25 protein-coding genes, 1 pseudogene and 1 other annotated feature are annotated in these 18468 nt (G+C 34.0%); of the genes and pseudogenes, 5 read left to right on the top strand and 21 right to left on the bottom strand.

Annotated elements, in window-relative coordinates; all coding sequences use genetic code 11:
- The first annotated feature begins 214 nt into the window (after positions 1-214).
- The gene (locus ACYFX0_RS11065; protein WP_460270468.1) at positions 215-1231 is read left to right on the top strand and encodes an HIRAN domain-containing protein; all 1017 of its coding nucleotides are present in this window, start codon (positions 215-217) and stop codon (positions 1229-1231) included.
- Positions 1232-1468: 237 nt separating this feature from the next.
- On the opposite strand, the gene ACYFX0_RS11070 is transcribed toward ACYFX0_RS11065, so the two are convergent.
- From ACYFX0_RS11070 to ACYFX0_RS11135, 14 genes are all read right to left on the bottom strand, one after another.
- The gene (locus tag ACYFX0_RS11070) at positions 1469-1822 is read right to left on the bottom strand and encodes a hypothetical protein (protein ID WP_223840625.1); all 354 of its coding nucleotides are present in this window, start codon (positions 1820-1822) and stop codon (positions 1469-1471) included.
- Positions 1823-1917: 95 nt separating this feature from the next.
- A complete protein-coding gene (locus ACYFX0_RS11075; protein ID WP_150159092.1) occupies positions 1918-2292 on the bottom strand; it encodes a hypothetical protein in 375 nt (124 codons plus the stop codon).
- A 32-nt stretch (positions 2293-2324) separates the two neighbouring features.
- Complete coding sequence (locus tag ACYFX0_RS11080; RefSeq protein WP_460270470.1) at positions 2325-3257, bottom strand: hypothetical protein; 933 nt, start codon at positions 3255-3257, stop codon at positions 2325-2327.
- Between the two features lie 289 nt (positions 3258-3546).
- Positions 3547-4149, bottom strand: coding sequence for an HK97 family phage prohead protease (locus ACYFX0_RS11085; RefSeq protein WP_460270472.1), 603 nt, complete (start codon positions 4147-4149; stop codon positions 3547-3549).
- A 29-nt stretch (positions 4150-4178) separates the two neighbouring features.
- A complete protein-coding gene (locus ACYFX0_RS11090) occupies positions 4179-4805 on the bottom strand; it encodes a hypothetical protein (RefSeq protein WP_460270474.1) in 627 nt (208 codons plus the stop codon).
- A 31-nt stretch (positions 4806-4836) separates the two neighbouring features.
- Positions 4837-4974 (bottom strand): hypothetical protein, encoded by a 138-nt coding sequence (locus ACYFX0_RS11095; RefSeq protein WP_000198311.1) that lies wholly within the window; start codon positions 4972-4974, stop codon positions 4837-4839.
- Positions 4975-5328: 354 nt separating this feature from the next.
- Positions 5329-5613: a hypothetical protein gene (locus ACYFX0_RS11100; RefSeq protein WP_172852600.1), complete on the bottom strand. Its 285-nt coding sequence runs from the start codon at positions 5611-5613 to the stop codon at positions 5329-5331.
- A 20-nt stretch (positions 5614-5633) separates the two neighbouring features.
- Positions 5634-6014, bottom strand: a complete 381-nt coding sequence (locus ACYFX0_RS11105; RefSeq protein ID WP_460270477.1) for a hypothetical protein — start codon at positions 6012-6014, stop codon at positions 5634-5636.
- 21 nt (positions 6015-6035) lie between these two features.
- Complete coding sequence (locus tag ACYFX0_RS11110; protein ID WP_172852602.1) at positions 6036-6257, bottom strand: hypothetical protein; 222 nt, start codon at positions 6255-6257, stop codon at positions 6036-6038.
- A 339-nt stretch (positions 6258-6596) separates the two neighbouring features.
- Positions 6597-8879, bottom strand: a complete 2283-nt coding sequence (locus ACYFX0_RS11115; RefSeq protein WP_460270479.1) for a phage/plasmid primase, P4 family — start codon at positions 8877-8879, stop codon at positions 6597-6599.
- 102 nt (positions 8880-8981) lie between these two features.
- Positions 8982-9374, bottom strand: coding sequence for a hypothetical protein (locus ACYFX0_RS11120; RefSeq protein ID WP_172852604.1), 393 nt, complete (start codon positions 9372-9374; stop codon positions 8982-8984).
- A 13-nt stretch (positions 9375-9387) separates the two neighbouring features.
- On the bottom strand, positions 9388-9534 hold the full coding sequence (locus ACYFX0_RS11125) for a hypothetical protein (protein ID WP_001014689.1): 147 nt from the start codon (positions 9532-9534) through the stop codon (positions 9388-9390).
- Positions 9535-9691: 157 nt separating this feature from the next.
- The gene (locus ACYFX0_RS11130) at positions 9692-9961 is read right to left on the bottom strand and encodes a hypothetical protein (RefSeq protein ID WP_098432480.1); all 270 of its coding nucleotides are present in this window, start codon (positions 9959-9961) and stop codon (positions 9692-9694) included.
- 50 nt (positions 9962-10011) lie between these two features.
- A complete protein-coding gene (locus tag ACYFX0_RS11135; protein ID WP_098432482.1) occupies positions 10012-10206 on the bottom strand; it encodes a helix-turn-helix domain-containing protein in 195 nt (64 codons plus the stop codon).
- A 151-nt stretch (positions 10207-10357) separates the two neighbouring features.
- On the opposite strand from ACYFX0_RS11135, the gene ACYFX0_RS11140 reads away from it, so the two are divergent.
- The 4 genes and pseudogenes from ACYFX0_RS11140 to ACYFX0_RS11155 all read left to right on the top strand — a co-directional run bounded on the left by ACYFX0_RS11140 (position 10358) and on the right by ACYFX0_RS11155 (position 13932).
- Entirely contained in the window at positions 10358-11068 is a 711-nt protein-coding gene (locus tag ACYFX0_RS11140) for a helix-turn-helix domain-containing protein (protein WP_322210930.1), read from the top strand.
- Between the two features lie 61 nt (positions 11069-11129).
- Positions 11130-12311, top strand: coding sequence for a tyrosine-type recombinase/integrase (locus ACYFX0_RS11145; RefSeq protein ID WP_460270481.1), 1182 nt, complete (start codon positions 11130-11132; stop codon positions 12309-12311).
- A 615-nt stretch (positions 12312-12926) separates the two neighbouring features.
- A pseudogene (locus ACYFX0_RS11150) lies at positions 12927-13362 on the top strand (T7SS effector LXG polymorphic toxin); the annotation flags it as partial.
- Positions 13363-13449: 87 nt separating this feature from the next.
- A complete protein-coding gene (locus ACYFX0_RS11155; RefSeq protein ID WP_017763655.1) occupies positions 13450-13932 on the top strand; it encodes a hypothetical protein in 483 nt (160 codons plus the stop codon).
- 448 nt (positions 13933-14380) lie between these two features.
- Here the strand turns inward: ACYFX0_RS11155 and ACYFX0_RS11160 are convergent, their stop codons facing one another.
- The 7 genes from ACYFX0_RS11160 to ACYFX0_RS11190 all read right to left on the bottom strand — a co-directional run bounded on the left by ACYFX0_RS11160 (position 14381) and on the right by ACYFX0_RS11190 (position 18437).
- Positions 14381-14527 carry a hypothetical protein gene (locus ACYFX0_RS11160; RefSeq protein ID WP_017763656.1) on the bottom strand — a complete coding sequence of 49 codons (147 nt, stop codon included), beginning with the start codon at positions 14525-14527 and terminating at the stop codon, positions 14381-14383.
- A gap of 186 nt (positions 14528-14713) precedes the next feature.
- Entirely contained in the window at positions 14714-14842 is a 129-nt protein-coding gene (locus ACYFX0_RS11165; protein WP_000050940.1) for a hypothetical protein, read from the bottom strand.
- Between the two features lie 128 nt (positions 14843-14970).
- Positions 14971-16227: a tyrosine--tRNA ligase gene (gene tyrS / locus ACYFX0_RS11170; RefSeq protein ID WP_063675844.1), complete on the bottom strand. Its 1257-nt coding sequence runs from the start codon at positions 16225-16227 to the stop codon at positions 14971-14973.
- A 70-nt stretch (positions 16228-16297) separates the two neighbouring features.
- Positions 16298-16525: a binding site (T-box leader), on the bottom strand.
- Positions 16526-16602: 77 nt separating this feature from the next.
- The gene (locus tag ACYFX0_RS11175; protein WP_001293698.1) at positions 16603-16848 is read right to left on the bottom strand and encodes a hypothetical protein; all 246 of its coding nucleotides are present in this window, start codon (positions 16846-16848) and stop codon (positions 16603-16605) included.
- Positions 16829-17374, bottom strand: coding sequence for an RNA polymerase sigma factor (locus ACYFX0_RS11180; RefSeq protein ID WP_000057202.1), 546 nt, complete (start codon positions 17372-17374; stop codon positions 16829-16831). The genes ACYFX0_RS11175 and ACYFX0_RS11180 overlap by 20 nt, the downstream gene beginning before the upstream one ends.
- On the bottom strand, positions 17355-17810 hold the full coding sequence (locus ACYFX0_RS11185; RefSeq protein WP_000066443.1) for a hypothetical protein: 456 nt from the start codon (positions 17808-17810) through the stop codon (positions 17355-17357). The genes ACYFX0_RS11180 and ACYFX0_RS11185 overlap by 20 nt, the downstream gene beginning before the upstream one ends.
- Before the next feature lie 66 nt (positions 17811-17876).
- Positions 17877-18437: a maltose acetyltransferase domain-containing protein gene (locus ACYFX0_RS11190; RefSeq protein WP_003257681.1), complete on the bottom strand. Its 561-nt coding sequence runs from the start codon at positions 18435-18437 to the stop codon at positions 17877-17879.
- Positions 18438-18468 lie beyond the last annotated feature (31 nt).

The following is an 18468-nucleotide window of genomic DNA, read 5'->3' on the forward strand; positions in this document are numbered from 1 at the left end:
AGCATGTAGGTTAATGAACATTTAAGCACTCTATTCTCCAGTTGCTCTGACCAATAAAAAGCTTACTGAATCACATAATCAGTAAGCTTTTTTGAATTTAGATAAGTTTGCTTTGAGGTAGATTAATGCCTTTAAACAATTCCTCAGAACGTAATATTTACAGTTGTTGCATAAAATTGGTATGATTTAGGTATCATTTTAAGGAGGTTTTTTTATGAGTTATGATTCAATTGCATCGATACAAAGTATACAACAGTTACAGCAATCTGAAACTGCTGCCGGAAAGAGAATAATCTTAAAACGAATACCTACTCCCTTAGATTTTATATTGTTTATTACATCAATTATCTTGGCTATCCCAACTCTTGTGATATCTTATATTTTATTTATTATCTATTATTCATACATAGTTAAAACATACGTAGTCAAGAATGTAGCTACTGGCGAGAAATTTAGAGTTGATAAACAGGATTTTAAGCACTATAAAAAGGATTTTAAAGCAAAGGAAAAAGAAATCAGAAGAATATCCGATTTAGAAACTAATACAGTCGAAATAGACCATATTAACACGAACATCCACACTCATCATGAATCTAAAGTAGAAAATATCAAGGAAGAAGTGGTGGAAGTAATAAATACATATGTGGAAGAGTCTAGAACAGAAACTGAAGAAATCATACCCGAACAACAGACTTTAGAACAAGAATCGGAACCAAATCCAGCCCCTTTACCAATTGAATTAGATACCAGTAACTCCCTTACTTTTAATGTCGCAGGGGTTACTTTTGATAATGACAAAGGTAAAGATATACAGTCACTTCTAAAACGAATTGCGCGTGCAATTGCCAAAGAATATAATATTGAATCATACGGTGGATATACTAATAAAGAATTACTAGAAATGTGGGTAGAAGCATCTGAATTTGAAGATGTTGAATTTGGTGATTATATCTCATTTGTAAAAGATCCTGATAACGAATTCGATAAAAATGCTATTAAGGTAATTGTTAATTTAGACAATAAAGAATTTCACATAGGCCATGTACCTAAGAAGCAAAATGTTGAGATTGGTAAATTACTAGACTCAGAATCAATAACAAGTATTTCAGCTAATTTTGTAGGCGGAAAAACAAAATCAGTCGATTATGATGATGAAAAAGACAAAGACGTAGTTATAATTACTGAACTCACACTAGGAGTTTTAATCACTTTACGCTTCGAAGCTGAATAAAAACATTTAAGTCACACTCTTATGAGTTGTGGCTTTTATTATGTAATAATTTATAGATTTTCGTAGACATTTCACACCCCCCTTTATTTTTTAAAAAATGTTGTCTAACAATAGAGATTCCCCCTACGCTACCTATCCTCCCCAGAGGACAAATTTTATTTTTGACCGGGGGGCTTATAATTTCCAATCATTAAACTTCAAAAATAAAAAAGCATCTCCTATGAGATACTTTTTACTTTATCCTAAAAATCCACCAATATAAGTAGACCATTTCTCAAACGCCGTAATTAATTGTGGAGATTTCGCCACCGTGTCCATAATAGCTGTTGCACTATTAAGCAATCCCCTAACAATTGGCTTTTTCGGCTTATCATTCCCTACTTCTTCTGCAGCGACTTCAATAATTTCTTTCATCTCTTGTTTTTGCTGTGCATCCAACTCTGAAACTTCTAGAAGTTTCAATAATTCTTCTGACACATTAGTATTTTGCTCAAGAATTTTATAATCAGCCTTAACTTTTGCTTTTGGACCTACTGCGAAAGGACTATTTTTAGCATCTACATCCCAACCACTAAAATCATTTTTACTCATATCTATTCCCCCATTATTAATAATAATAAATTTCCCTGATTTTATTAAATCCGGAATCCACATAAGTTGATTCATCTCCGGGATTTGATCAGTCGCTAAATTGCTACCATCGTCAACAGACTTTTTTTTTTTACATTTTCTAAATAGTCCTTAGTAAAATAAAATACCAAATGAGAAAAATTAATATCAGGAATATATTCCTCTCCACAAACATAACACTCTATTTCATAATCTGGTAAAGACTCCCCAAATTCAAATTGTGCATCTGGATGGTTTTCAGGACATAAAGTTTCGATTTTTGCACTCAATATAGCATATGGTCCTTGTGCTTTATATAACAAATAATCATTAACTTGTTCTACATCTTCTTGCTTGGAAAGGCGAGCAATTTGATAAGCATTAAAGCGCTTTTCTTCCCTTACAGCAAGGTTTTCCAGTACTTTATCTACTGCATAAGTATCAACTCTCATCATCTCTCCACCTTTCCATTAAAATAACTATGTTATTCTCCACTTGCCATTTTTTTATACCTTACTTCTGCAAAGACATCAAATATCCTTCTTATAATCTTTTCATTTACTTTAGTCTTAAATTCAAAGCCACCATTCATATTGATTTTAAATTTAATACTAGTAACATATCCAGATTCCTCATCACTATACGGAACATTCAAAGTTTGCGCTAAGTATTGTTTTCCTACAAAATTTGATTGATATTCTGGCAACTTTCGTAAATCACTGGTATCGCGATCTGCTGAAACAGCATATCTTCCAATTCCATTACTCCCTAAATGTTCACCTTCTAGTAAACCAGCTTTTAACTTCTCGGCAATTAATGTTGCTTCCACCTCAGTCACCTTAGTTAAAGGGATATCTTGAAATTCAATCGGCAACTCAGTTTCTGACAAAAAGCTTTTAAACATTTTTAAGTATGAACGAGCAAGGGTATATCCTGCCCTAATCTCAATAAAGGCAGGGCTTCCTAAACGAACAATTGTGGTAATATATTTAGTATCTAATCGATTAATGATTCCATAACCGTTTGTAGACTCCTTATATACACCTGACACCCACTGTATACGATATCCACTTTCAAATTCTTCAATATAATTAACCTTAGGATACTCCGTAATCGTTGGCTTCAAATGCACATTTAATATATTGGTGTTAATCCCCAATTTCTTTTTCACGTGGCTTAAAAAGGCCTTTTTACTATTTAAATTGCTCGGAAAATCTAAAATTTCAAAGATATTAAGAGATGTTTTCCCAGCAAATTCATATTCCTTATAAATCGCTTTTACCAAAGGTGAATTTGCCTCTGATAATTTTTCGTACATATCATCCATACTACGTTGATTACATTGTATGCCAAATGCATCAACATGATGTATTAAACGATCTTTCGCAACCACATTCTTAAATTGTAAACGATTCACATAGTACCCTCCTTTTAGTAGAGGCAACCTAATTCCTATTCTTTAATTACTAGACTTTTTTCTCTAATTCTAGTATATTAAATGTGCATATCATTGTAAGGCATGTAGGTTGTCCTATACCTCTTGTCTTTTTTTATTTTACAAGAATTTCAAGATAATTTCTACACAAGTTGACAGTAAACTGCACACAAAAAAGCAACATGCCGATTCTATACGACAAATTGCTTTTTTATTTTACTTAATTATTCAACCTCCAAACTATATACAGTTGGTTCTACCTCTGAATAGATTAACTTCCCATCTTTAAAGCACCGTTAATCTTTCGGATTAATTCTCTCCTTTCAAGCTCAAATAAAGTATAATCAATTTGCTCTTTCATCAACAAATGTTGTCTTTTATCACCTTCCACAACAGTAGTATCTGGATATGCCGGGTTATAGACTGGACTAATCTCACTTAAACGGGCCTTTAAAATAGTCCTATACTCTTCTTCGTATTTGGTTTCCCAAGTTGAATTTTCATCTACAAAGGTAAAAGAAACTTGTGATAACTTACCGCTAGTTACTTCCTCGTATACTTTTTGTCCTAGATCATTATCGGGTAGTATTAACTTGAAACTTAAGCCCACGCTATCCTCTTCCAAAGTTAAACTACCATCTTGAACTTTTCCTAAAAAATCCTTTTTATTGTGATTAAATAATGCAAATTGGTCTTTTTCTTGCAATGACTCTTGAAAAGCTCCTTTTCTCACTCGCTCATAAAATTGCTTTCTATCTGAGTATATCTTAATAGACCATTTGTCCCATTTAACTGCGTAACCACTGACTATCTTTTCTTTGCTCTCACTACGTTTCGTTAATTTAAGTTCTCCAGCCGAACAACGTATTTCCATTTATATCACATCCGATACCATACAAATTATTAATACGTTGCTCTACTCATAGCGCGTTGTCTATGTCCATCAATAATTTCATGATTAATCGTTTGGATTTCCAATTGTTTCCCTTGCCACATGTAACCATTATCTCCTCTATGTTGAGGAACATAATCAACTTTCTTAACCGAATTAACTTTGGAACGAATGGTCTCACCAAAGTTTTTATATTCACCATATTCTTTTTCGTAGTTATCTACTAAATTATGATATTCATCTCTAACCTTTAATATTTTGGATGCCAACTCTTCCAACATCTTATACTTTTTATCCACAATCTTTTGCGATTCATCCACAACTCCATCAAGATCTACAATTTCCGTTAATTTTGTATCTTGTAATTTCTCAATTATTTTTTCTTCTTTACGTATTTCAATCTCCTTTTTCAAAATGAGTTCTTCAACATCAACTGATTCTTGTTTTTTGAAGAAGAATTTCTTAGGATTCAACTTGCTTAACACTTGCTGTTTATCATCTGATTCAAGCTCTTCAATTTCTTTCTTTAAGACATTAATCTTGTTCTGACTCTCCGTAATTAATTGTGACGGTCTAGCTAATACCTCCAACATTTCATGGTATAAATTTGCCTTTTTCATCATTTCTTCATAGTTCATTGTTATATCTCCTTTTATTTTTATAGTTTCATTACATTTTATTTATTTTTTTCAAAGTATCTTTTATCTGTTTTAAAATACTCATTCTTAATTCTTCTTCCTTGCTCATTTCAAATTTAGCCCTAAGTTCCCTGTGAGCCATAGATGCGGTCTCATATTGTCTAGTCATTTTCCACACCTCCCTTCAAGCTAAATTCGACAATTATCGACAAAATAAAGGTATAACATCCCCACTTTTTTCAATAATGTTTGTAGTACAACAAACGAAGTACAACAGGCCTCCAACCCTTGATATGATTGGATTTATAGGGATTTTTCATTTGTCACATTTGTTGTATTCTAACAGGTGTGACACATAGTGTGACAAGCTCAAAACCCTTGATATATCTATGTTTCTAGCTCTTTTTGTAGTAAAACACCCCCTTTTATTTTTTAAAAATCTTTCCGAGGTGCACACTTGCCTCCCTCTGCCCTATCTCCCAAAGCATGCTTGTCTTTTATTTTTGATAGGGGGGTTATAGATTCACTCTTTTTCAACATAAACTTTTTTGACGTATAAACCATTGTTTAGGTACGTTTCACCATTTTCAGCTTCTTTCATAAATCCCTTTAAATTCACCTGTAAATGGTATCTTTTATCTCTTTCAATATAGTAATAAAGGATACTTTCATCCTTATAAGCTGCACAAAGCAATTCTCCACGTATATCATCAATAAATGAGAATAAAATCAACTTACTATCTTTAAATCGAATGCTTTTTACATGTCCAAATAGATCTATGCTTACATTTTGCTCAATATCTTCCACAGTTCTCTATCCTCCTATCTTTAATCTCCCACAAACTTGATTTCCCTCATAATCTCAGCATGTTTCTTGTTAATATAGCCTGTACTATAATTTAACTCCTCTGCTACCCGTTCTAACGTCATACCATCAATATATTTCAGCTTAAGTATTCTATTTTCTAATCCTTTGAATGCACTCACTAACTTTTTCAGTTTGTACATATCATTCAGCTTATGAGCCAGTTCATACTCAATTGCTTCAATATGTACTTCTACTTTTGCGCCATCTGACTCAGCAGTTAGACGAACATTCTGTAAGTCGCCACTGATCCAGCGTTTTAATTCAGCCTTTGTTTTATCTAAGTTGCATTCCAAATAAGCAATGTCTTGTTCTAATTTCTGATAGTCTTTCAACCAATTCAATTACATATCACCTACTTAGATTCAATTCTCTTTTCTAGTAATCTCTTTACCACCCAGCTTCATCTTCTTTAGAACATAGCCTGTACGAGTATAAGGACTGTCTTCCTCTATACAATGTGCATCTCTGTGTCCTTCACCTATTCCGTGATGGTGAAACTTTCTACAGTATTGACACCATGTACTAAGATTACCTTTTTCATCACGTTCAATCGCTAATACGATTGGAGCTTTTTTAGTTGTCATTTCTACACATCCCTTTTATAAAAATTGATTTATTGCTACTTTTTCGGCGACAAAGCAACAAGCCAGCAATAAGTCGAATTCCTTTTCACTCTAAGGCTTGTACATATTTTATTGCTTATTGCTGGCTCCCATATCTCATTCGTGCATTTACCTCACAAATAATTAATACGTATATTTGTTATAAGCATAAATACATTTTTAATAACTTATTAATAAAAACTAGCAATACGAACACCATAACCCCTTACGGCTCTAAGTCTCGCACTTATTGCCGATGTATTGCTTACTCCGCAATACAAGCACTCTAAAGCCTTGCAACTCTAAGGTTTATGCTTATTGCTATTTTATTGCTGGTTTTGACTTAAACCCTTTAACCGTTTTCCATGAACCATTAATTTTTGTCATCTTATCTTTCCATTCCATTTCATACTTAGTACATACTGAATCTTTGAATTGTTTTTGCCCTAACGGATGCTGAACATGGTTATCTTTGCACCACTCGTCATATGCCTTTAAAGCATCCGTCCCTCTAACTTCTTCAAAAAATCGCTTATCATATTCAAAAAAGAAGTCGGCAAGTGGATCATTGTACTCCATAAAGTTCTGTTTCGCTTCCTCCGCCTTCTCGTTGTACGTTAGGATATCGGCCGTGCGTTTCTTCATGTCCTTTATTGCATCTACAGCCAATTTCAAGACGTATTCCTTTGCACTTACTGTTTCAAGTTGTTTCATACTTTCCATTTCGGATATACGGTCTGGGTCGTTCATAAAATTATGATCAAAGGGTAAAATATGTAGTCGCTTATTAATCTGATTTCCGTGTTCTCTAAAATTAGGGTAGTGATTACTGGCTGTAATACATACCGTGTTCATTTGTACTGTTTGACTGCTCTTTCCCTTGAATTCAATGTCGACATACCCACCTGTAATAATAGTCTTTAATGTTCCACTATCACGTATTACCTCATCGGGTTGATCGTCTACGATATTTGCCAATTTCCCATAAATACTACTACCTGCAAAAGCGTTTTCCGCTAATTTCTGCGGACTTATCGCTGATATATTATCCCCAGAATTGAACGTCTTCTGTATCATATATAAAACGGTGGATTTCCCATTATGGGCACTACGTCCATATAAATAAAACATTTTCGGAACCAACAAGGTTGGATACAAAACTGCTCCAAACATTTCATGAATGTTTTTGATAGTAGGTAGATGTCCATCAGATACTTTCATCAGCGTTTTTTCAACAAATGAATCAAAAGCCTTTGAATTATATTTCGTTGGTATCTTTTTGGTTACGAATACATTTGGTGTAAACTCTTTAAATTGCATACTATCAAGATGCAATAAACCATTTTCTACTGCTATATAATTCTTGGATTCCTCATTTACTACTGGTGACATATCCATAATGTATTCTTGTACTTCACGCACTTGATTTCTTTTTAATATCTCTGCATCACGAACGAGTGAACGTAACTTCCTACACGTTTTATCAAGTTCATATATTCCAGTAGCTTTGTTGTAAACATAGATATCACCATCTTCATTTGGAAAACGTACAATTTTATTTTCCTGTAAAATGTACTCGACCATGATATGATGCAAAAAACTAGTCCTTCCGTTATTTTCGCTCCACCATGAGCCTTTTTTTATACCATTTGTTTCAACTTGTTCATTTACCAAATAATGAACATCATTTTTTCGGTTGTAATCAGAACTACGGTTATAATCCGAAACAGAACTGTGGGTAGATTCAATTGCTTTTTCAATTGTCATTTCCCCATATGTACGGCCATCACTTGAATGTGGTTTATCCCATTTATCACGAATTAAAGCCGATTCTCTAAACATGGAATCCATCTTTGAAGCATCTTTATCCGTCCAAAATGCTAGATGATTACATAAAGCCATATCCGTTGAAGAATGGTCACCATTTATCAAAATGCCTTGGAATAAATCTTTAATGGCTGCACCGCTTTTACTGTCAAACATTCGCTCCCATAGTTCTGCATCAGATAGAATACTTATATTACTTTTCCTTGAAACATAAGGTGTTTTTGGTGCTGCAGGTACTTCCTTTTTCTCTATATATTTTTGAAAAAGAACTTTTAAGTTTTCAGTTGATTCTTCCACAGGATGATTATTTATACTGTCTCCCGTAAATGTGAAGTACCGTGTATGTCTATATACCTCAAGACCAATAGAAGGAACTTTTTTGCCTGTCCCAGGACCTCTTAATGGAATTTTCCCTTTGGCTATGATGTGTATCCCTTTACCACTGGGAGAATATTCAGTGTAACTTGGAACAATGTTCATAATTTCTTGGGCTAATTCAGATAAATCCCCGTCTACGCAGCATTTATCCAAATCAATTCCCACGTAATCATCTTGTTTACTAAAAACAAAGCCTATTCCGTCATATCCACCTTGTTTATACTTTTCTAAGACTATTTCAAAACTTGACCAAGTGTTACGATTATTCGCCTGTGCCATTTTGCTGTTTACTTGGTAGGGAACCTTTGTCGGTTTACCATTTCGTTTCTCTTTGCGCCAAAGTACCCATTGTGGACAATTTTTTAATTCTGTCGGTATATTATTAAAGTTATCGAGCATAGTTTTCACCTCCTATTGCTCTTCCAGAAACTTGATGTTAAAATATAAGTAGAAAAGTAATTGTTCTTGAAGATATACGAACCGCTAATTCGTATATCTTTTTTATTGCCCTTTTTCACAATTCTTCACAACCTTATTGAATAACTCTTCTTTCAGTTCTTCTGCTTTTTCGAAATCTTTATTTAATCCACTCGTTGTATAATTAATTAATTTCCAATACACCCTAAGTTTTCTATGAAACTCTTTAAAGTAATAAATCTCCTCCCCTTTATGCACAGCTCTATCTATATCTTCCATTAATCTTCCTAAAAGGGTTTCCACATCTTCTAAAGTAGAAACTTTAGCACCAATTGAACCTATTTCTTCATCTAACTCATACACAATTTCTCTTAAATTACTTTTTTCATAAGAAGCCTCTTTGAAATCCAATGAATTCTTTCTTTGTGTTAAACCTGCTAAATTGGGTTGTTCATTAACTGCTACTAACTGATCCATGTTTCTTCTCTCCTTATTTACTATTGTTAATTTCGTATAATCTTTTCTTAGCTTCAAACTCCATAGCTTCTAAAATCTCAGGATTTTTTCTTGCTACAGCACATCGTTTTACAATTTCATGTCCTTTCATCATCCTCGTTGCGGACAATACTCCGTTCATGTATTTTCACCTCACCCTTTTCAATTAAGGTTGCTACCCCTGTATTAGCTATAAGTCCCAACATTGCATTTATTTTCGGTCCGCAATAGACCATCTGACCAACAAAGGTATAATACATTTGGTTTTCCTATGCATACGCCAGCCAAAGCGTTATCATCTACCAAGAGTTAACAATCTCTGTTATTACTTCAAGAGCCTGCTTATAGAACCACCAACGTTTTCTATTACGACGTCTCTCTATTAATCTCATACGAGGGTCTGACAAAATCTCATCTTCTAGAAATCTTTTACTCATTGATGTAATGGTTACTAATTTTTCAATATCAACCATTAACAATGTTTCGTGAATCTGCTGATCTATCTGCTGCTGTATGTACTCCTTGATGGCTTTTTCATCAATATTCACTTGTACGTTTGCAGGAATCACTATTTATCCCCCTCCTTCAATCTTCCGAAAAAACAGCATCCAAAATGCTGTTAAACATCAAAAAAAATATAATTGATATCAATGTGAGGATATTTGTACTTTAAAGCATCTATAAAATTCCTCGATGCCTTGATGCTTTCACGCTCAACTTTCTCATACATTGACAACGATACACCTATAGAATTAGCCATTTGCCGCTGAGTTAGCTTAATTTCTTTTCTAAATACTTTAAGTCGTACAGTCATTTTCACTCGCACCACCTTTCCGCATTTAATATGCTTATAATTTACCACAGCACAAAAAATGCTGTCAAGCATTTATTATGCTGTTTTTTCCTTGCTAATCACCTTATAGGATGCTTTAATAAGGATATGCATTATATGAGAGGTGAAAAAAATGAAAACATCTACACTCGGAGAAAAAATAAAAGAGTTACGTAAAAGCAATAAATTTACGCAAAAACAACTTGCTGAAAAACTCGGCAAAGCTGAAAGTACAATAAGAATGTGGGAGCTTGGTACAAATACTCCTAACGCAAAAACAATAGCTGAATTATCTAAAGTATTAAATGTCGGATACACCGAGTTAATGATAAAAGCAGGGTATATAAACAAAGAACAGATAAAAGATGAAGAAGCATCTTATCTAATGAATATTAACGAATTGAATACAATTGAAAAAAGACTGGAAGAATGTAATTCTGAAGAAGAAAAAAAGAATTTAAATATGAGGAAAACCCTCATAGAAAGACGCATAGCAGAACTGAGATTCAATTTAAATGAAACGGAAGCACTTTTTTATTACATGACACCTGAAGAAGAAGAAGCATATATTGAAGGACAAAATAAATCTTATCTTGTGGAAGAATACCGTAGACGTGAATATCCAGATATAAAAGATTTTCTAGAACAAGGAAATGTTTACTTTAACGGTAAATCATTGACTAAAGAACACAGGGAACTAGCTACAAGGGTATTAGGAGCATTATTTGAAAAACTAGAAGTAACCTATCCTTCAGATGAAAAAATCGAGAAAGAATATGACGACTTTACGAAAGCTTGGGACTTTGCCAAGAAAGAATGGTCCAAACGTTCAAAAGAAGATTAACATTTAACACTTACCTATTCCTATGCATACGCCAGCCAAAGCAATGAAAGGAATGGTAATAATGAAATTGCATAAATCAGCAAAAGATCCGGAAATATACTATTATTTCAATGCAAGTAATGAAAAAGTGTGGATGTACCGTCACAAGTATTACGACAGTACAGGTAAAAGGAAAGAGAAAAAGAAAAGGGGATTTAAATCAGAAAAAGAAGCCCTCAAATCCCTTTTAGAGGTAAAAGTTGCAACAATACGTGGTGAAGCTAAACAAGTAGAACACGATCAAATGACCATTGGAGAGTGGTTGGATACTTGGTATAACACTCATAAAAATAGTTGGAAACCAACATCTCGGGCTCAACGTGAAATGGCTATTCGTTTACAAATGAAACCATTACTTGGCCATTACAAGTTGCAAACATTAGATAGAACCACATATAAGAGGGTATTTTTGAATGTACTTGAAAAGAAGTACAAGCCAAGTACAGTTCATTTATTTCATACTCTATTTAAGATTGCTATTAACGCAGCTGTAGAAGATGAAATATTATCTCGTAATCGTTTCACAAAAATTAAACTTTCAAGCCAAGAAACTGTTAAAGAAGAAAACACTAATTACTTTACCCCCGAACAATTAGTTGAATTTTTAAAAGTAGCTAAACGTGAAGAAAACATCACAAATTACACATTTTTATTAAATGTTGCATTCACAGGAATTCGTAGAGGGGAAGCCTGTGGTTTACAATGGAAAAATATCGATTTTGACAATAAAACAATTACTATTGAACGTACCAGAGATAATAAGGGGATTCGATCACCCAAGACAAAAAATAGCTATCGAACAATTCTAATAGATGATGTACTTATCAACCAACTAAAAACATATCGTAAATGGTGTATGGAAATAATGCTATCTTTTGGATACAAGCTACAAGATGAATCGTTTGTATTTACATCATATCAAACTGGGAAACCTATAACAGATAGCAGTGTTCTTTATGCATTCAGAAGGGTATTAAATAAGACAAACCTTCCTTCAATTACGATACATGGATTACGTCATACACACTGTACCATACTACTAAATCAGGGTTTAAATGTGAAAGTAATTGCCGAACGTTTAGGGAATACTCCACAAATGATTTATGAAATTTATGGCCATGTATTGAAGGAAATGGAGTCCATGTCAGTAGAGTTATTTAGCCAAAGTTTAGCAGAAAGTGGGGCCAAATTTGGGGCCAGTTAATACTAAATACGCTTCAAACACTGATATAATAAGACTTTATAATACTATCGAGTTCTACTCTCGTTAATCTCGGTACTCTGAAAAGAGTAGTATTAAAAGCCTTAGGAACCTTGTTTATCAAGGGGCCTGGGCTTTTTTTATTGAATATAACCCGATTATATGTATAGAAACAGACCAATGTAACAAAATAAAAAAGAACTGCAAGTCTATAGTTAATAAAACTTAACCCTCTCTCTAGAATTTCATTCGTTTTTTATCCACATTAATAAAAACCTCTCCCTTCTTCTAACACTTAAAAACACTACATTCTATCCCATAACTCATTTTTCTTTGCTGTACTCTCCTTTTGTTAACATTATTTTTACAACGTATTTATTTGCACATAATCTATATCTTCCCTTTTCTATTTACATTCAACCTTAAAAACCTCTTCATCACTCGAGCATCCGAATGAGATTAAAAAACTTAATAAACGAGTACCTCTTTAATCGTTAAATCATTAGAGTATTCCGTTTACAACCCCTCCCTTAAATTGGTATTATTTTCTTGTAAGGGGAGGGAAAGTTCGTGTCTTTAAATATGCATCTCGGTGAAGTACAAGCTTAAACAGAAAGTATGAACTCTTTATGTATCGCTACTATTCAAGGTATGGAACAAATTATTCATTCTATTGACGCTTTTGCATTGGATACTGTTCTACAAGGACAAACATATAGCGGTGCAAAAGCATATTTCTTACAAACCTTTCGTCCGTTAGCACAAAGAAGCATTTACTTATGCGAAGAATTAATCCTTCAAAATGATGCTTTTCCAAGAGGCTTTCAATCACAGGTAGCTTCTACAGATGTTATCGAACAGGAGATATTAGAACAAATTCGAGAAATCGATCGAATGATAGCAAGTACGGAAACAATCGATCAAGCTATGCCAATCTCAGGTCTGGACGCTATGGCAAATCTTTTTGCAGTCATGAGAGGTAAAACTGAAAGAAAAGTTAGAACACCTATATGAATTTAATCAAACATCTAGTGATAACTATAGTACAGCACTTTAACTAGCTGCGAGTATCGCACAAGGTCTTGCGGAAATACAAAGTGTAAGTGAAGCAGAATAATAAATACTAAAGGGGTATGAAAAAATGAAACGTAAACTATTAACTTTAGCGATTCCAATGTTGTTAATAACAGGGGTAGGTTGTGAGTCAAACGATAAAAAGAAAGACGAAGTAATGGAAGCTTCTGTTAAAGAAAACAAGAAAGAAGACTATAGTAAGAATGCAACATACTTACTTAAAGATTACACTGAACAAACGGAAGAAATAAAAGACCTTATAGATAGCAGAAAATCTAATAAGAAGAAGGCTGAAAAGTTAAAAGAGTTATCGAAACCTTATTTCGAATTAATTGATAAGATTGATAAATTAGATTATAAGTTAGCTGAAGACAATAAAGCACCGATAAACATAAGTAAAGCAATGTTATTCTCGAAATCAGGGGTAGAAAACATACAGGCAGGTTTAGAAAAGGATGATAAAGATACAATTGAATTCGCTAAACAGGATTTAGACGAAGCTTCTGAGTTAGTAGACAAAGCAACAAAAGAACTAAGTAAAAAGAAATAACACAAAGGGGTATATGTCAATGAAACGTAAACTATTAGCCTTAGCTATTCCTGTTATGTTGTTAGCAGGTTGTACAACATAGACATATGGACTTACACAGTCAGAGTTACGAAAAGTGGACAAAGAATATTAATCAAATAAACTAACAATATATTAGAAGGTCTTTTCATGAGTTGTGGCTTTTATTATGTAATACTTATAGAGTTTCGTAGACATTTCACCACCCTTTCATTTTTTTAAAAATAGTGCAACTATTGATGTGCCCCTACGCTACCTATCCTCCCCAGAGGACAAATTTTATTTTTTGACAGGGGGACTTAAAAGATTAAATCAAAAAAACAGCCTTCTCAAGTCAATACTTGAAACGGCTGTTTTTAATAAAGGAAAATATTAATATCATGATAAACCTTTCTTTGATTTTATACACTAAATTATCTAAACGTTCCCTTTAGGAGTCACTACTTGTTTTATGACTAAATAGATTATCATAACCTATCGGGGTAAACTGTTCATCTATCCCTAACTTTTGGATAGTAATTATAGAATCCATGCAATCTGAAAGTAACAATCTTTGAGATGCCTCACTATGTTCCATACAAATCCTCCTGTTTATAACGATTTATTTTTATCAATTTATCAGTTCACATTAATTATATTTTTTTCTTCTACAAACCCTCTATTAAATAGCTCACTTACTAAATTTGAATCCTATGCATACAAAAAAGCTACCGAAGACACCAAAACAGTTACTTCGAGTAGCTTTTATTTATATATATTAAAGTTATTTATTTTCCTCTTTTTGAACATATACATAAGCATCTTTCTGCTCTTTATGTATATCAACCTTCGAATTCTCTGCAAGTTGACCCGCGTTTAGCAAAGAAAAAATAATCAACGCTTCTAGTGACATTTCGTTTTACCACTCCTTTCTAATTGTTATACGTTTATCATACCGCTTACATGTGATTTCCGTATGAACTCGAAAAGGAGATTAAAACAAAAAAAGCTTTGAGGAATTTCCCCAAAGCTTTTTATTTATTAGTAACGAATTAAGAAATATTTCTTTTTACCGCGGCGAATGATTGTAAATTTACCTTCGATGCGGTCGTTTTCTGTTACAACGTAGTCTAACGCTTGTGTACGCTCACCGTTTACGTAGATTGCGCCGTTCGTTACATCTTCACGTGCTTGACGTTTTGATGGAGAGATTTTGCTTTCTACAAGTAAGTCGATTAATACTGTATCTTCTGCAGTACGTTCTACAGATGGTACGTCTTTGAATCCTTGTTCAATTTCGCTTGCAGTTAGTTCTGCTACAGAACCGCTGAATAGTGCAGCTGAAATTTTAATCGCTTGCTCTAATGCTTCTTCGCCGTGAACAAGTTTTGTCATTTCAGAACCTAATGCTTTTTGTGCTGCACGTTTTTCTGGTGCTTCAGCTACTTGCTTTTCAAGCTCAAGAATTTCTTCATGAGATAAGAATGTGAAGTATTTTAAGTATTTAACAACGTCGCGGTCATCTGTGTTAATCCAGAATTGGTAGAACTCGTAAGGAGTTGTTTTCTCTGGGTCTAACCAAATTGCGCCGCCTTCTGTTTTACCAAACTTCGTACCGTCAGATTTTGTAACAAGTGGAATTGTTAAACCGAATGCTTTCGCATCTTCCTCTGATTTACGAATTAATTCAAGACCAGCTGTAATGTTACCCCATTGGTCACTACCACCGATTTGCAGACGGCAATTATGGTGTTGGTATAAGTTTAAGAAGTCGTATGATTGTAAAATCATGTAACTGAACTCAGTGAATGAAATACCAGTTTCTAAACGAGATGCTACTGTATCTTTTGCTAACATATAGTTTAAACCGAAGTTTTTACCGATATCGCGTAAGAATGAAATTACATCTAAGCTACCAAGCCAGTCATAGTTGTTAGCCATCGTTGCTGGGTTGTCCACGTTTTCAAACTCTAAGAAGTTTGAAAGTTGGTTTTTAATGCTTTCTGTGTAGTAAGCAACTGTATCTTTCGTATTTAATGTACGTTCTGCTTTTTTACCACTCGGGTCACCGATCATACCAGTACCACCGCCAACAAGTGCGATTGGTTGGTGGCCAGCTAATTGGAAACGACGTAACATTAATACTGGTAACATATGACCAATATGTAAACTATCCGCTGTCGGGTCGAAACCACAGTATAATTTAACGCTTTCTTTTTCTAATAATTGCTCAAGGCCCTCAGCATCTGTTTGCTGATTAATTAGACCGCGAAATTCAAGATCTTGTAAAATACCCATATCCTACATACTCTCCTTTAAGTTCATTACTGGCGTGAAGGTTGAAAACATAAAAAAATCGCCCCTTCAAATAAGGGACGATTTTGATTATCGCGTTACCACCCTAGTTGCAGGCAAAAAAGCCTACCACCTTATTTACATAACGGCTTAGCACCGTCTTTTCCCTTTTGAATACAATTCAATCGAAAAAAGATGCTCTAGGGGCGTAATTCGCGATCATCTATGTGCTGATTTTCACCGGCCATCAGCTCTCTAAAACAGGGAAATGATCACTACTTCTCCCTTTCCACGCTCAATTATTCATATACTTTTCTTTATACCATCATTTATATAGGCGTGTCAAATAGAGGTCAGGTTTCCCTCCTTGCCAATCCTTTACAACGCCATAAAGAGTATCGTAATAAGAGAAAGAATTGGAACCCCAACTAATAACGATACATGAAACACAACCGATAAATCATTCCCAATGGTCGCCTCCACAGGATCTTTCGCTGGAGAACCAAGAAACCCGATTAATCGATCGAATTGACTTACCGTTTTTGGAAAGTCTGGTATTTCTACATGATCACTATCTAAATGTTGCTTTAATTTATATTCACTTTTAAAGAGATTTTCGCTCAATTTCATCCACCTCCAGCAATTGTTTCAATTTCTTTATCCCGTTATAGAGTCTCGATTTCACTGTTCCAATCGGAATGTTTAATATCTCTGCAATTTCTTTTTGCTGCATGTCATGATAATAAGAAAGGATTAGGACCGCTCTTTGCTCTTCTGGAACTTTCAAAATTGCTTCTCTTACTGTAAGCCGATCTTCGTGAGAAAATTCTTTTTCCGGAATCGGCACTAAAAATGGCAAAAGCGTACGCCACTTTTTTCTCCTATTTAACTTATTAATCATAAGACGATAACCAATTTGAAATAAATACGTTTTTATTTTACCTTTTTCAAGTTCATACATATGTTTCTTACGCTCTAGCGTCAAAAACGTATCTTGCACAAGATCGATACTTAATTGTTCATCTCGGTTAAATCGATATAAAAATGTGTATAGCGCTGGTTTGATTAAAACATATAGTCTTTCTCCCGCTTGTTTATCTCCACTTTGATACGCAAGCATGAGCTCCTCCTCAATCCCAATCTGCGCCATGATTTTTGATCTCCTTTATTCCTTTTAACGTTAATGAAATACGGGAAATTAAATATGCAATCGCAATAAAAATCCACAATTGTGATTGATTTGTAAAAAATTGCACATATGGGTTTTGAATCGTAAATCCCATTGCAACTAAAGTATTTAACGCTTGCACACATATGCATGCATACAATGCCAGACAAACAGAAATCGTATCAAATACATTCCAGCGAAAATAAACTTTTGTTTTTGTAAAATCGATTTTATTCCCTTTTTTTCGTACTATATGTTTTCTATCAAATGGAATAATGATTGAAAACATAACACCCATTATAACTCCAGCTGTAAGCATTGATACTCTATATCCAATTGGTATCGGTAAGAAAAGACCACAAGAAAATACAACTATAATCCCAATTAAAGCAAAAGTAAGAAGTAATTTATTAGACATATAAAAGCCTCCCTCATCTATTCTTTCATAAATGTATACAGACGAGGAAGGCACTTCGTTCAAATATTATTTTAGTTTTTTTATAATCTTTGCAGGATTCCCGCCAACTACTACATTATTAGGCACATCTTTCGTTACGACAGCACCAGATGCGATCACCGCATTGTCTCCAATTGTTACACCTGGATTAATAATTGCTCTTCCGCCAATCCATACGTTATCGCCAATTGTAACTGGTTTTCCGTATTCTGATCCGCTTATACGCTCTACCGGATCAAGCGGGTGCGTTGCTGTATAAATGTGAACACCTGGAGCTAACATACAGTTCACTCCGATTGTTACCGGGCATACGTCTAAAATCGTGCAGTCAAAGTTCGCGTAAAAATTTTCACCGACATGAATGTTATAGCCGTAATCACATCTAAAAGAAGATTCAAGATGAATATTATCTCCTGTCGTTCCGAATAATTCTTTTATGATTTCGCTACGCTCTTTCAATTGCTCTTCTGGCGTATCATTTAATTTTCTCGTTAATATACGTGCTTGCTCTCTTTCTTGTACTAAAACTGGATCAGCCGGTATATACATTTCTCCTAGTATCATCTTTTCTTTTTCTGTTTTCATCATACTACCCCCGTCAACTTATATATATAAGTTA

The sequence above is a fragment of the Bacillus sp. NEAU-Y102 genome, from assembly GCF_054788175.1.